This is a genomic window from Paenibacillus sp. JCM 9796, from assembly GCF_055379675.1.
In genome coordinates, this window is the sequence record NZ_AP043723.1 from 5270701 (window position 1) to 5285384 (window position 14684).

The 14684-nt window shown below is 49.8% G+C and carries 13 protein-coding genes, 1 pseudogene and 2 riboswitches; of the genes and pseudogenes, 13 read left to right on the forward strand and 1 reads right to left on the reverse strand.

The genetic code is table 11. From position 1 onward, the window contains the following. The first annotated feature begins 28 nt into the window (after positions 1-28). A complete protein-coding gene (locus ACZ439_RS25370) occupies positions 29-1294 on the forward strand; it encodes a TRAFAC clade GTPase domain-containing protein (protein WP_127604306.1) in 1266 nt (421 codons plus the stop codon). Next, positions 1291-3984, forward strand: a complete 2694-nt coding sequence (locus tag ACZ439_RS25375; RefSeq protein WP_464620344.1) for a GAP1-N2 domain-containing protein — start codon at positions 1291-1293, stop codon at positions 3982-3984. The genes ACZ439_RS25370 and ACZ439_RS25375 overlap by 4 nt, the downstream gene beginning before the upstream one ends. Before the next feature lie 112 nt (positions 3985-4096). Here the strand turns inward: ACZ439_RS25375 and ACZ439_RS25380 are convergent, their stop codons facing one another. Further along, complete coding sequence (locus ACZ439_RS25380) at positions 4097-5185, reverse strand: NAD(P)-dependent alcohol dehydrogenase (RefSeq protein WP_464620345.1); 1089 nt, start codon at positions 5183-5185, stop codon at positions 4097-4099. Between the two features lie 241 nt (positions 5186-5426). Between ACZ439_RS25380 and ACZ439_RS25385 the strand changes: the two genes are divergently transcribed. The 11 genes and pseudogenes from ACZ439_RS25385 to atzF all read left to right on the forward strand — a co-directional run bounded on the left by ACZ439_RS25385 (position 5427) and on the right by atzF (position 14409). Then, entirely contained in the window at positions 5427-5480 is a 54-nt protein-coding gene (locus ACZ439_RS25385) for a putative holin-like toxin (RefSeq protein WP_464621167.1), read from the forward strand. Positions 5481-5879: 399 nt separating this feature from the next. Further along, entirely contained in the window at positions 5880-6356 is a 477-nt protein-coding gene (fur, locus tag ACZ439_RS25390; protein ID WP_054796706.1) for a ferric iron uptake transcriptional regulator, read from the forward strand. A 336-nt stretch (positions 6357-6692) separates the two neighbouring features. Further along, positions 6693-7172: a hypothetical protein gene (locus ACZ439_RS25395; protein ID WP_464620346.1), complete on the forward strand. Its 480-nt coding sequence runs from the start codon at positions 6693-6695 to the stop codon at positions 7170-7172. Positions 7173-7199: 27 nt separating this feature from the next. Beyond that, complete coding sequence (gene rpmG, locus ACZ439_RS25400) at positions 7200-7349, forward strand: 50S ribosomal protein L33 (protein ID WP_127604297.1); 150 nt, start codon at positions 7200-7202, stop codon at positions 7347-7349. A gap of 36 nt (positions 7350-7385) precedes the next feature. Beyond that, a riboswitch (cyclic di-AMP (ydaO/yuaA leader) is annotated at positions 7386-7525 on the forward strand. Between the two features lie 229 nt (positions 7526-7754). After that, entirely contained in the window at positions 7755-8921 is a 1167-nt protein-coding gene (locus ACZ439_RS25405; protein ID WP_054799501.1) for a KamA family radical SAM protein, read from the forward strand. A 94-nt stretch (positions 8922-9015) separates the two neighbouring features. Then, positions 9016-9212: riboswitch (cobalamin riboswitch) on the forward strand. Positions 9213-9307: 95 nt separating this feature from the next. Then, positions 9308-10412, forward strand: a pseudogene (locus tag ACZ439_RS25410) (5-methyltetrahydropteroyltriglutamate--homocysteine S-methyltransferase). A 154-nt stretch (positions 10413-10566) separates the two neighbouring features. Continuing rightward, positions 10567-10788: a hypothetical protein gene (locus tag ACZ439_RS25415; protein ID WP_054796705.1), complete on the forward strand. Its 222-nt coding sequence runs from the start codon at positions 10567-10569 to the stop codon at positions 10786-10788. A gap of 14 nt (positions 10789-10802) precedes the next feature. Beyond that, positions 10803-11135 carry a hypothetical protein gene (locus ACZ439_RS25420; RefSeq protein ID WP_127604293.1) on the forward strand — a complete coding sequence of 111 codons (333 nt, stop codon included), beginning with the start codon at positions 10803-10805 and terminating at the stop codon, positions 11133-11135. A 329-nt stretch (positions 11136-11464) separates the two neighbouring features. Next, positions 11465-12148, forward strand: a complete 684-nt coding sequence (biuH, locus tag ACZ439_RS25425) for a biuret amidohydrolase (protein ID WP_464620347.1) — start codon at positions 11465-11467, stop codon at positions 12146-12148. Positions 12149-12187: 39 nt separating this feature from the next. Next, positions 12188-12628 carry a cupin domain-containing protein gene (locus tag ACZ439_RS25430; RefSeq protein ID WP_127604289.1) on the forward strand — a complete coding sequence of 147 codons (441 nt, stop codon included), beginning with the start codon at positions 12188-12190 and terminating at the stop codon, positions 12626-12628. Beyond that, positions 12625-14409: an allophanate hydrolase gene (atzF, locus tag ACZ439_RS25435; protein WP_464620348.1), complete on the forward strand. Its 1785-nt coding sequence runs from the start codon at positions 12625-12627 to the stop codon at positions 14407-14409. Before ACZ439_RS25430 ends, atzF begins: the two co-directional genes overlap by 4 nt. Positions 14410-14684: the final 275 nt, after the last annotated feature.

Genomic DNA, 14684 nt, shown 5'->3' on the forward strand with positions numbered 1-14684 from the left:
GGGGAGAAGGAGTTAAGGAGGAACGTGCATGCTGGACTTTTTCAAGAGCATATTCGATAAGAAAGCGCCCGTGAAGGAACGGCCGCCGTATTACAGCATCGTGTGTCCGTACTGCTTTGCCAAATGCGAGCCGTCGGATGTGGTGTTCCGCGCTGCGCACGTCAAGGAGAACGATGACGAGTTCGCCCTGCAGGAGGACGAGCGCCTCAACGCATGGCGCCGCAAGTTCCGGCTCGCCCTGCCCGACATGGAAGCGATCGTCGATCCCGAGTTGATTCCGGAGGAAAACCGGATCTATGCCGGGCAGGTGCTGGTCGCGGTGACGGACCGTTACGGCGTGACGACGCGCCGACGGCTGTGTCCGAGCTGCCACAACGAGCTGCCGATTACGGCCGGGCAGGTGCCGAGCAACATCATCTCGATCGTAGGCGCGTCGCAGGTGGGCAAGTCGGTCTATATGACGTCGCTGATCCATACGCTGCAAACGGAGACAGCGGCGCACTTTCAGGCAGCCTGCATGCCGCTGAGCGCAGACATCTCCCGCAAGTTCCGGCACAATTACCACGAGCCGATCTTTGAGCGCGGCAGCATGCTAGCGTCGACCAACCCGAACGAGCAGCAGGAGCCGTTTATTTTTCAATTCGTGTTCAAGGACGAATCGAAGCCTCCGCTGCTGCTTGTTTTTTTCGATGTGGCGGGCGAAGGCATGGTCGAGCGCGACTACCTGGACATTTATGCGGCGCATATCCAGAACTCGTCGGGTATTTTGTTTCTCGTGGACCCGCTGCAGGTACGCACGATCCGCGACAAAATCCGCCTGAACCTCGGCGGGGAGGAAGGGGAGTTCGCGGGACGATACGACGAGCCCCGGGAAGTCGTCATTTCCCTGTACGAAAACTTCATCTCGCACCAGCAAAGCGGGAAGACGGACATTCCGACGGCCATCGTGCTGACCAAGAGCGATATGCTGCAGTATTTGCAGGAGGAGGACAGCGACTACATCCGGCCGAACAGCAACGTGTTCCGCGATGTGAGGCACCGGGGCTATCTCGACCGTACGGAATTCGAGAATATTAACGGCGAAATCCGGCGTTTCCTCGAAAAGGTGGACCGGCCGTTCAAGGACGCGGTCGACGTTTATTTCCGCAATACGGCATACTTTGCCGTATCGGCGCTCGGTTCGAACCCGGTGAACCGGCGCGTGCATGGCGTGATTAGCCCGATACGGGTGGACGAGCCGTTCATCTGGCTGTTGAACCAGCTCGATTATATCGACAGGAGAGATGCCCCGTGAATGCAAATCCGCATCGCAGCATTCAACAGCATTATTTTACGCGGGAGCGGGAAGGCGTCTTTCGAACGAACGAAGGCTTCGATACGGTAGCCGTGTCGCCCGGTCTTGACCCGGCCTTCATCAAAAACGCGCTGCATCCGTACTGCTTCTACAAGGGTCCTCGCGACCTGCCGGAATCGGGGGACGGGCCATCGGAAGCGGCGTACCCGGCGGCGCTGTCCGTGTATCATGCGGACAACGGCGACCTGGTGATCGGGCAAACGGTCTATACGTCCTCCGATTTCACCGGACAGCGGAGCGCGTTTTTCACCCATCAATACGTCGTGCCTTCCGAACGGAAGGATGAATGGCTGCGCCATCCCGAACGCCTGTTTGCGTTAGGGGGCTTTGCGACTTCCTACGATATCGCGCAGGGCAAAAGCTTGCCGGAGATTCACGATCCATCCGCCGTTTACGGCCATTCGGAAGCGGGGAAGCGGGTGGAGACGGATCGGCTGCTGGCCCGTTTCGGCCTCACGCAAGAGGTGTTCGAGCAGCTGCTCGCGTCGCTGATGGTATCCGTAACGAACCGGCGGAAGGTGTACGTCGTGCTGGACGCCGAGGCGGCGCAGGCGGAACCGGACGCCCGGCAGTTGATGAGGCTCCTGTTCGATTGTCTGCCTTACGCGTTCCGGCGACGACTGGGCGTGTTGACCTTTGCGGGAGAACCGGAAGGGAAACAGCATATTCATGTGACGTTTCTGGAGAAAGGGGCGCTGCGCCAAGCAGACCGGCAGCTCGAACGGGACATGCTGTTCGAGCTGTCGGCCGGGAAGACGACGGGGGCCGAGTCGGCAGGGACGGCGCGCAGACTGCTCGATACGATATGGACGCTGCGCAAGGAGCCGGAGCGTTTGCAGGAGCTGTTCGCGTTCTGCGAGGAGGCGCTGCTCGGGCAGGACGCGGTGCAGTCGCTTTCCTTGCCGGCGTACGACGAGCTGTCCGTGCTGTTCGGCATCGAGCAGGGCGAAGACGCCTTGTACGACGCCGACCGTGTCGGCGTGTGGAAGGCGCTCGGCGTATATAGCAGCGGACCGGGAGCCGGTCGCGGCAAGCCGCGGCTCCGCGAGCTGCTCGTCCGGCTGCTGCGCCTGGAGACTGCCGACGTCAAGCGCATCGCCGACCGGGCGCAGATCGAAGCGATGCTGGGCTGCGAAGCCTGCTTGGAACGCGGCGAACGGGCCCTGCTTTGCCGCGCGCTGGCGTTATACGTGCTGCGGGCGGCGGCAGGCGGGGATATTCGCGCTGCCGCTCCGCTGTTGGAGCCGGTGCAGCAGCGGCCGGAGACGTTCCGGGCCGTATTCCGCGAGCTCTGCGGACTGTCTCCGCGAACGGCCGAGCGCTGCGCAACGTTCGCGCTGGAACGGGCCGAGGGGGCTCGCGCCTTGCAGACGGTGCTGACATTCTGGCTGGCCTATGCGGGTGCGCTGCCGGTGACTTTCCTCGCCGGCGAGACGCTGACAGCCGTCAAGCGGCTGCTCGGCAAGGAATCGCCGGCACGGAAGACCGAGACGGCCTCGGCGCTGTTCCGCTTCTTCGACGAACTGGCCGAACGGGAAGGCCTGCAGCGTTACGTGGATTACGGAGAGCTGATGAAGCTGGAAATTCAGCTGGGGTTGCTGGAAGAGGTGCCACTAAGCGAGCTGGGGGCGGACGATATGGTCCGATTGGGCTTCATGCTGGACCCGCCGGCTCCTGAGCTTCTGCCTCACCTGACGAAGGGCCATCGGCTGACGCTCGAATTGTGGGCGGCGGTGTACCGCGTGCTGACCCTGGAACGCGGCGGTGAGGCCCAAGCGGAGGCCTGGCTTGCCAAGCTTGGACCGCTGGAATTGGAACGGGCGCAAGCCTTCCTTCGCAGCGCGTGGGACGACGGCCTGTCACGCTCCGTATTTTCACGCATCGCCTTCGGCTTCTATCAGGGCGGAGACGGGGTGTCCGGAAGCCGCGGATCGTACGATTTCGATTCCTTGCTCGATTACTTGGCGGCACAAGGCGGCAAAGAGACGGTGTACGATTTCATCGAGTGGAGCGCTGCGGAAGAACGCTTCCCGGGAGCGCGGGGCGGAATCGATCCGCATTACCGGGCTGCGCTGAACCGCTATTTCGATCGGTACGACAAGGGGGCGATGCGTCAGAAGCAGGTCCGGCAGCGGCTGATGGCCGTGCCGAATGCTGCATTTGCCGCGCTGTTCCGCGATATCCGGCAGCGGCAGGCTCCCGCGTGGCAGCGTTTCGCGCTGCGCAGGAAGAAATCGACGCTGCTTGCGGCGATTGTCGGGACGGCAGCGTTGATCACGCTGCTTCTCGCCTGGAAGCCGGTCGTGGCGTTCTTCATCGAGCCGATTCCGGAGCTTCAAGTCGATGAGCTGCCGGAGCGGACGACATCAGGCATTGTGACGCTGAAGGCGCAAGCCACGGATGGTTACGACCGCTCGCCGGGCATTTATATCAATGGCGAGCTGGCCGGCAAGAGCAGCGTCAGTCGAGACATTGTGCTCTCGTCCGGCTCGAACGTCATTACCGTGAGGGCGGAAAACAAGTACGGCGGCAGCAGCGAGCCGGTTCAGAAGACGATCGTGCTGGAGTCGCCGATCGGTCCTAAGCTGCCTGCCGCTCCGCCGAGCGGCATCAACAGCGGCGGCCGGTAGGACGGTATGACAAGAAGGGGCTGCGCGAGCGGCCCCTTCTTGTCACTGCTATCGGTCCTGTTCAACACCGTCTTTTTATGTGACGGTGTCAAGTAATAGCTGAGTTCCTGCTTCAGCTAATTTTCAATATGGGTTTGATAGCTACCCCTTTTTTTGAATCTTCAAATGCATCATTAATTTGAGTGAAATCATAGAACTTGACCAATTTATCAAATGGAAACATTCCTTTTTTGTAGTACTCAACCAATTCAGGAATGAACAATTGAGGTACAGCGTCGCCTTCAATGACTCCTACCATTGTTTTTCCTTCTGCCATAATTTCTTCATGAACATTGATATTCATCTCAGGGGTGACCCCTACAATCGCTAGTTGACCAAGCGGACGCAGTGCTTGCAGACCTTGACGCACCACAATAGGAACACCTGTAGTGTCAATGCCATAGTGGGTTCCACCTTTGGTAACTTCCTTGATCTCTTTAACAACGTCCGCATGTTTACTGTTGATTACATAGGTAGCTCCCAATTCTTTAGCAAGCTCCAAGCGGCTTTCATGGATATCAATGGCAATTATATGTTTACATCCAACTATTTTAGCTGCCATGATAGCACTCAAACCTACCGCACCCGTACCATAAATAGCAATAGAACTGCCAAAAGGCGGTCTTAGTTTGTTTAACACGGTTCCACTACCTGTTTGAATACCGCAGCCTAAAGGGCCTAATAAGGCTATATCAACATCTTTGTCCACTTTTACTACGTTTCTCTCATTTGCTATGGCATAAGTACCGAATGAAGACTGTCCAAAAAATGTAGAAAGTTCATGATGATGTTGATGTAAACGGTGTGTACCATCTTCCATTTTGCCGCCAAAGTTTAATGCGTTAAAGTCCACACAAACAGATGGATGGCCTGTCAAACAATTTTCACAGTGCCCGCAAGATGCATAAGATAATACAACATGATCTCCTGGTTGGACGGTTCTGACACCTTCCCCTACTTTTTCTACAATCCCGGAACCCTCATGTCCAAATACGGCTGGAAATGGGGATAACCCTATATCGCGAGCAACTGCATCCGTATGACATACACCAGAAGCAAAAACTTTAATTAGTACCTCATTTGCCTTAGGATCGGATATTTCCACTTCTTCAATTTTAAATTCTTCTCCCATACTATGAGTAACTGCAGCTTTTATTTTCATTTTTTTCCCTCCTGAAATTAATATTTCATTAAATAAGGAACATAGGGTAACCAAAACCGGCATTCAAGATTTCATTCAAAAATGATTATGTCCTTCTTAAAGTTGTTTGATACTTATTGAACCAGCTTTTTTCTTAAGCGATCTTGAAAATCTCTCATAGCAGAGACTACCCGGTATTTCCAAGGATTCTATGAAAACTCGAAATGTTCTGTGACCCATAACGATCATGTTTCTGTTTGGCATGTTTATTATTGCTCTTTTAACATACATCAGTAATAAGAACAAGAGAAAGTAAAAACCCACCCCAAGTTTGGCAACGCGGAAGGTGGGTCTTTGTCTTTCGAGAGCTCAGAAGGGAATCCCATCCAAGCCAATTGTACGAGGCCAAGTGTTAGCAGCACTTGGTCTTTATTAAATAAATCATAACATATGATGAGCATCCCAGCAATTATTAGTTACCATGACCGAACAACGGATTATTGTAGATTATGCAGCGGACTGAATCGGGGCTCTCGCTGCGATGATGTTCGACCGATGTGTTTGTCATCTTCCGCCTCATGCGGACAATTGAATAATCAATTCCATTGCTTCTTACTTAGAATTGCGATAAGATTAGAATAATTATAAATAGTGAGATTCATTTCGCGGACAATAAAAAAATTTACGCGCGTCGAGACTAAAGGAGAGTGCATCCATGATGGTATTGGAACAACTCGACAAAATCAATCGGCAGTTGAGGAGCAGCAACTATAAATTAACCCCCCAGCGCGAAGCGACGGTTCGGGTTTTATTGGAGAATGAGCAGGAACATCTGAGCGCCGAGGATGTGTATATGCTCGTGAAAGACAAATATCCCGATATCGGCCTGGCTACTGTATACCGGACGTTGGAGCTGCTGGCCGAGCTTCATATCGTGGAGAAGATGAACTTCGGAGACGGGGTTGCCCGCTTCGACCTCCGCAGCGAAGAACATACGCATATGCACCATCATTTGATTTGCACGGTATGCGGGGCGCTCAAGGAAATCAAAGACGATTGGCTGCTTGAATTGGAGAATCGACTTCAACAAGAATATGGCTTTAAAGTAACGGATCATCGTCTCGACTTCATGGGCACCTATCACACCTGCAAAAGTAGCGAATGTAAAAGAGCAAGCAAGGCAATATCTTAAAATACCTTGCTGACGGGGAGTCTTTCGATCTTGGAAAGACTTCTTTTTGTTGTGCAGGAGAAGACCCGCCTGCATAACCGTTGCGAAGTTACCGGAAGACCGAGAGGATCTATGGAGCTGGAAAAATCAGCCTAAACTCGTCGGCGAGGTAAAAACTTCAAGCTTTGCAGTTGACTGGCCGTTAAGGTTAAGGTATGATGTAGAGTAATCGTAAAATTTACAAATATTATTGTCGTGAACGGCCCCGGTCCAAGTTGTAGTGACAAAAATGCTAACATCCGGTCAGGGAACTGACTGCGTGCTGGGTTTATAGCGGTTTACATGGGGGGTGTGACATTGAAGAAGAGCACGCAAAACGATGATGAGACGATCATTAGTCATCACTCCCAGACACAATGGCAACGCCGGGAACAGGAATTGGCCTGTTGGGTGCAGCGAGCGAAGCCAAGAAAGCGTCCCAAACAAACCGTTATTTTGGGGAATACCCCGGTAGATGCCGAACTGCTCATGGCTCTTACCCTCCTTAAGCGGACGCGCATCCAGACGGAATTTTCTTGCGCGGGCGTAAGTTTATTGGATGAACCTGAAGATCATTCGCTTTATGCGTATATAACCATCACCGGCTCGGCGACAGCGGATCGATTCGTACAGCTGGCCCTGACACGGATGAGACACCGTCTGTTTGTAACATGGGAGCCGCGCCGGAACCGGTACGATCTTTCTTCATTTTTTATCGGACACAACCGTTCTTTCTGCTTGCTGATGCAACGATGCGCGGAAATATTCGTTGAGCTTGAGGACGAGCAATCAAGGTAATTGGCAACTGTAGAGGAGGTGAACAGGATGAGGGTAATCGTAACATTGGCTTGCACGGAAACGGGAGATCGTAACTATACGACGACAAAAAACAAAAAGAATCAAACCGGACGATTGGAAATGCGCAAATATTGTCCGCGTCTCCAAAGACACACCTTACATCGGGAAACCAGATAAACATATTTCCTTGACTTATCAAAAATGTTTGTATATCATAAACGTACGCTTAATTTCCGGTTTTCGAATCGGAAAGCGGGGGAACCAATGTAATTGGGGCGAATCATGTAACGATGTAGGGAACCATCTTTCCCGAGCCCGGCAGCTAACCTCGTCAGCAGGAGATGGGTCAAGTTTCTACATGCATTAACCTGCATCTATTGACCCGAGATCAGGGTCTTTTTGTTTGTTTGTTTGAAGACCCTTCGAATGACGATCGGTTATCGCCATGCTGCGATATCGTTCGTCTCGATCGGGTCTTTTTTGTTTTACTTGTTAAAAGAAAGCACAAATCGTTTATTCCAGGAAAAGGAGGGAACAGATCAGGTCTGTGGTTTGAAAAAACTCGTAGTAGGAGGAGCAAATATGACACAGCCGAAATATATAACGGATATTGATAAGATACTGGAAATTCCTGAGGATGAAAGAAAGAAGCTTAAACCGATTACAGATAAGTTTGTATTTCGGGTGAACGACTATTACTTGAACCTGATTGATTGGGACGATCCTGAAGATCCGATCCGAAAGCTGGTCATTCCTAATGAAGGGGAGTTATCCGAATATGGGCGCTGGGATGCCTCCGATGAGGATACCAATTACGTAGTGCCGGGCTGCCAGCACAAATATCGGACTACGGCTCTCTTGCTGGTTTCTGAAGTATGCGGTGCATACTGCCGATATTGTTTCCGGAAGCGACTCTTTCGCAATGACGTTCATGAAGCGACGAAAGATATGGATCCCGGTCTAGCCTACATTGCGAGTCATCCGGAAATTAACAACGTGCTGCTTACCGGAGGAGATAGCTTGATTCTGGCAACAGCCAAATTGGAAAGTATCCTGAGCCGGTTAAGAGAAATCGACCATGTTAAAATTATACGGCTCGGTTCGAAAATACCTGTTTTTAATCCGATGCGGATTTATGAAGACGAACGATTGCTGGAAGTCATCCGCCGTCATTCAAACGTAAACCAGCGGATTTATGTGATGGCGCATATCAATCATCCTCGCGAGATTACCGCCGAAGCCAAGAAAGGCTTTGAAGCTCTTCATCAAGCCGGCGCTATTGTTGTCAATCAGACGCCTATTCTTAGAGGGATCAACGATAACCCCGAACGATTGGCAGAGCTGCTGGATAAGCTGTCATGGGCCGGCGTAACCCCCTATTATTTCTTCGTCAATCGTCCGGTGGCCGGCAATCGCGAGTTCGTTCTGCCGCTGCAGCAAGTGTACCGAATCGTGGAAGAAGCCAAGGCGCGCACTTCAGGCTTAGGTAAAAGGGTGCGTCTATCCATGAGTCACACCTCCGGCAAAATCGAAATTCTGGCTATTGATAACGGAAAGGCCTATCTGAAATATCACCAGTCGCGGGATAACGAATACGGCAAGTTCATGGTGTTGGATTGCCCTGAAGATGCGGCATGGTTCGATGATCTGCCAGGTAGCGATCAATATTGGCAGAAGCCCCAAAAGAAAACCGATGAAGTTATTTCGGTGAATGAGCTCCCTGATCTGCCGCGAGCGCATGCTAGATGAACAACCACATAAGTCATGTAATAAAGCATCGCTGTGCTATATTCTAACTTGATATAAACAGGATAATAGGATAAGATCTTAATTAATTACAACTGAAAACCTGTGGGAACAAGGTGCTCTAGCCATAGCTAAAGCTTAATAGGGAAGTCCGGTGCAAAGCCGACGCGGTCCCGCCACTGTAACGGAGGAGTCTCAGCTATACTGCCACTGATCTTGATAAACGTGGATCGGGAAGGCCGCTGCTTGTTCGCATGCAATCATAGGCATCTTTTCCTTCTTTTTGTTGAGGTGAAGACGTCTTTTTTGCATGGTTTTTCATTTGGATCATCCTATGTGGAGTGAATCCGGCTTCACTACATCCTATTTTAGAAGAGGAGATGTGCAAAATGACGGCAGTACTGGCTAAAGGACCATTCCGGGCAGATCATGTAGGTAGTTTTTTAAGACCGGAGCGACTTAAACAAGCGCGTTTACAAAAGCAAAATGGGGAAATTACAGCAGAGCAATTGCGTATCATTGAAGATGAAGAAATCGTCCGGCTTGTTGACATGCAAAAAAAATCGGGCTTGGCCGCTGTGACGGACGGTGAGTTTCGACGCGCTTGGTGGCATATCGATTTTCTATCGCAGCTTGTTGGTGTTGAGCTCTATGAAACGGAGCAAGGGATTCAATTTCAGGGTGTTCAAACCAAAGCTCACGGAGTGAAAGTAACAGGTAAAGTAGATTTCCATAACCATCCTATGATCGAGGATTATAAATTCCTTCATCAAATTGCAGGCAATCATGTTGCTAAATTTACAATTCCTAGTCCGAACATGTTATTTTTTAGAGGGCATATTGAAGAAGACGTTTTATCCGAATCATGATGAATTTTTTAATGATTTGATCGCAGCTTATCAAAAAGCGATTCAGGCTTTCTACGATGCCGGTTGCCGCTATTTACAATTGGATGATACCTCGTGGTCCGTATTTTTCTCCGAGAAAGGTCAGGAACAAATTGCGGCAAGAGGCTTTTCTGCGGAACAATTAGCACAGCTGTTCACCAGGGCTATTAACGAATCGATAGCCAATAAGCCGGAAGATATGAAGATTACGATGCACATATGCAGGGGCAATTTTAAATCTACTTATGTGGCCAGTGGCGGGTATGATCGCGTATCCGAATTTATTTTTGGCAAACTCAAGGTAGACGGACTGTTTTTAGAATTTGATGATGAGCGATCCGGCGGATTTGAACCTTTACGTCATGTAAATAGAAAGGATATCCAACTTGTATTAGGATTAATCACGTCCAAATTCGGTGAACTGGAAAATCCGGAGCGTATCAAAGCAAGAATTCATGAAGCTGCCCAGTATGTAAGCTTGGATCAGCTCTGCTTAAGCCCCCAATGCGGTTTTGCTTCAACGGAAGAAGGCAATCTTCTCACGGAAGAGGAGCAGTGGGACAAAATACGTCTTGTCGTTAATATTGCACAAGACGTTTGGAATTAATACGGGAATGGTGTGACAAAACCTTGAGAAATCAAGGTTTTTTATTTTTTTCCAAATAATAGTCCGGTTGAGGAGTCAACCGTCAATCATAATTTTTATCTCTTTAACGAAAAATAAATAACAATAATTTTAAATTAAGGAGTCCGATAATGCGATGTTGAAAATTTTGCTTTCTTTGGCTTACTTGATCATCGTTATTTCTTTGATCGCTTCCATTGTATTGATCCGGAGGCAGCGAACCAAAGAAATGGATAAAGGAGTGAATCCCACTTCAGTCAAGCATTACTTCATCGCTAACCCCATGATGATAGCTTATGTGCTGTTTCCGATTGTTCTTGCGATCGGAGCCGCTATTTGGATGTATTATTTTTATTAACGCGGAGGACTAACATGGAGAGAAATAAGTATTATGTATCGGTTCAATCCAGGTCGATCATGTCTAATCAAGGCGATGCCGCCTATGAATTAGAAATCGAGGCAACCGACGAAGAAATTAAGCAGCTTCAGGAGTTGTTTGAAGTCGAGGAAGATTTCGAGATAGACACTTTTTGGAGAGCGCATGCGGCAGGCATTCCTTATCATTACGACCAGGCCAACGTCGGATACGATATGGCCTTACAAGAAATCTATCGAAAAATTCACGCTCTAGGGACGAAGGAAACGAAAGATCAAATTGAAAAAATGCAAATTTTGAATCAATCTTTAACCGGAAAGAGGGACTAGGGTCCCTCTTTTTTAGTCAGGAAAGCGTTAAAAACAAGCAGTAGACTCTATTCCGGAATATCCGGAAAAAGGTCTATTTTTTTTGCACATATGATTTTACAAACGATTTCAATGTAATAAAAAATGACACAATATTTATAATTAATCGTTTTTTGTTAAAAAGACACAATAAAAATCCCCATTAATTGTTGAATGATGATAATGAAATCAGGTTTTTTACGTCATATAATATAACAATAAGGGACGGGGATCATACATTAACAACCTTTTCCCAAACATTTGTTAAGTTATATATCATCGTTTAAGCAGGGAGAAAGGGATGTGATTTTATGCAAGTGGAAGCGAACCCGTACAACTGGCCGTTTGACGGGAAGATTGTGCCGGAGAAAACGGCGCTTGTCATCATCGATATGCAAATCGATTTTTGTGGAAAAGGGGGGTATGTGGATCGGATGGGCTATGACATTTCCTTGACGGCAAGAGCCATTCAGCCTATTCAAGCGCTGTTGGAGAGGGTACGGAAAATTCCAGGTTTTACGGTCATTCATACGCGGGAAGGGCATAAGCCCGATCTTTCCGATCTTCCTGCGAACAAAAGATGGCGAAGTAAACAGATTGGTGCGGAGATCGGTTCTCCCGGGCCCGCGGGCCGTATTCTTGTTCGGGGGGAGCCGGGCTGGAACATTATTGAAGAACTAAGGCCTTTGGAAGGGGAACCGGTGATCGACAAGCCCGGCAAAGGAAGTTTTTATGCGACGGACCTGGATTTGATTTTGAAAAACAAAGGCATTACACATTTGATTTTAACTGGCATTACCACCGATGTATGTGTGCATACGACGATGCGGGAAGCGAACGACAGAGGTTATGAATGTTTGATTTTGGAAGATTGCACCGGGGCGACGGATATCGGCAATCATCAGGCGGCTCTCAAAATGGTAACGATGCAGGGTGGGGTTTTCGGCAGTGTATCCGACTCTTCCCGGGTGCTGAAAGCGTTGGAGCATTTCTAAACGGACAATTCGGCTATCTATCGTTGAGGAGGACATCACATGATCACGGGAAATGAAACCAAAGTTATTGTTGGCGATGAGATGGAATGGGAGCTAATGCCCAACCACAGAGAGCTGTATCACCGGGAAATCTTGAATGCACAGCAGGCGGATGGGCTGGGAATAAGGACCAGCTCCATCCTCTGGGAAAAAATCGGTCCGGGCGGACAGGTGCTCCCGCATTATCATGATGTAGCGGAAATCATCCATATTACGGTTGGGAAAGTAAAGCTGCTGTGTAATGGGGAGTGGAAAAACTATCAGGCCGGGGATACCTTTCACGTTCCGGCAGGAACCGTACACTCCGTACTTAACGACGATATCGTTCCGTCGGAGCAAATCAGTATCTTCCTGCCGGTTGAGGAAGCTGTGCCGCCGAATCAATTTTTTAACACGCACTTGGTAAAGGATGTTACAAAAAAGGATGGTGATAATGGATGAACACCCGCATGCTTCCGAGAGAATTGTCGATTTCTTGGTTACGGGAAATGTATCAAAACAATGTTTGGAGTCCTGAAGAAGTTGTGAATGAAATCATAAACCGGGCCGCCGAAGATGCGGAAATGAATATATGGATTACGCTGCCCAGCATGAAGATGATTCAGCCTTACTTGGACCGTCTGAAGCTTTTGGACAAGGGACAAGCGCCGCTGTGGGGGATTCCTTTTGCGATCAAAGACAATATTGACTTGGCGCATGTACCGACAACGGCGGGTTGCCCGGATTTTGAATATACGCCGACAGAACATGCGACCGTTGTAGAACGATTAATTGAAGCTGGAGCTATTCCCGTCGGCAAAGCGAACCTGGATCAATTCGCAACCGGTTTGGTGGGAGTAAGAAGTCCTTACGGCGAGACAAAAAACGCCTTGCGTGGAGAACTGATCAGCGGGGGTTCAAGCTCAGGTTCCGCAGTTGCTGTAGCGCGCGGTCATGCAGCTTTCGCTCTGGGGACGGATACTGCGGGGTCGGGACGTGTACCGGCTGCCTTGAACAGGCTTGTCGGTTATAAGCCGACGCTGGGAGCGTGGTCGACAAAAGGCGTTGTTCCGGCCTGCGCCGGCTTGGACTGTGTTTCGGTGCTTGCGCACAGTTTGGAAGACGCGCTCGCGGTAGATGCTGTAGCGCGGGGCGTTGATCATGCCAATCCTTGGTCACGAAGCTTTCCGGCTCCGACGCCTGCGCTCCCTCGAAAAATTTATTTGCCTAAGGAGCCGCTGAATTTTTTCGGAACCTTTGCGAACGAGTACAGCCAAGCTTGGGATTTGGCTGTAGAAAGATTGAAGAAGCTGGGCATCCCCGTCGAATATACGGATACAAGCAAGCTATCTCAAACGTCAGCGCTGTTGTACGACGGACCGTTTGTCGCTGAGCGGTGGGCCGGATTAGGCGATTTCGTCGAAGCGCATCCGGGCAGCGCTCTGCCGGTGACGGAACGAATTTTGCGCTCAGGTGCGACAACGGATTACAGTGCCGCTTCGTTGTTTAAAGCCTGGCATACGCTGCAAGCCCATAAGCTTGAAGTAAGAAGATGGTTGGCAGACGCCGTTCTGATCTTGCCGACTTGCGCAGGGACATGGACTCTTCAAGAAGTGAGGAACAACCCGATTACGGCAAACAGTGCTATGGGGCTTTATACCAATCATTGTAACTTGCTTGATCTTTGTGCGGTTGCTGTGCCGGCGGAAGACGCCGCGCCGAATACACCGTTTGGAATCACAATGTTTGCGCTCGCGGAGAACGAAGCGCTGATATGCGGCGCCGCTGCTTGTTTTGCCGATTCCTCTGCCAATCTGGCAGGAGTTGACTTGACGACGGAGTTGAAACCCGTGTCCCGGGATATGGTTCCTGTCGCCGTTTGCGGCCTTCATATGCGCGGGTATCCGTTGGAAAAGCAAATGAAGGAGTTTGGTGCGCGTTTTGTACGTGATGCCGCAACGGCGGCGAAATATCAAATGATCAAGCTGCCGACGGATCCTGCCAAACCGGGTTTGATCAGGAAAGAGCAGGGAGGGGCTTCCATTCGATTGGAATTGTGGGAAATGCCCACGGACCGTTTCGGAGCTTTTGCCGCAGCCATACCTGCTCCGCTTGGGATCGGGAAAATCGAGCTGCTGGATGGAGTGGAGGTTCCAGGATTCATTTGCGAAGCTTATGCCGCGGCAGAGGCCGTAGATATAACGAGCTATGGAGGTTGGCGTAATGCCGTTGAAGCGGTATAGCTGCAGGAATGGATGGATAGGAGCGGCAGTTTTTGCCGTATAACATAACATGAAAGGCTGTCTCAAAAGTGAGCTTTGGAGCTGGAGAGACAGTTTTTTTTAACGGCAAAGCCCCAAACCTGACATTTAAAATGGGATTTTATTGAAATTATATGTTATATATATGTTATTTTTATAAAAAATCACTAAAAAATAATTGTTAATTTTGTAACAAATTCATAAAGATAAAGCGATTGAAAGGTATTATAATAATCTATGTAAATTAATCATTCATT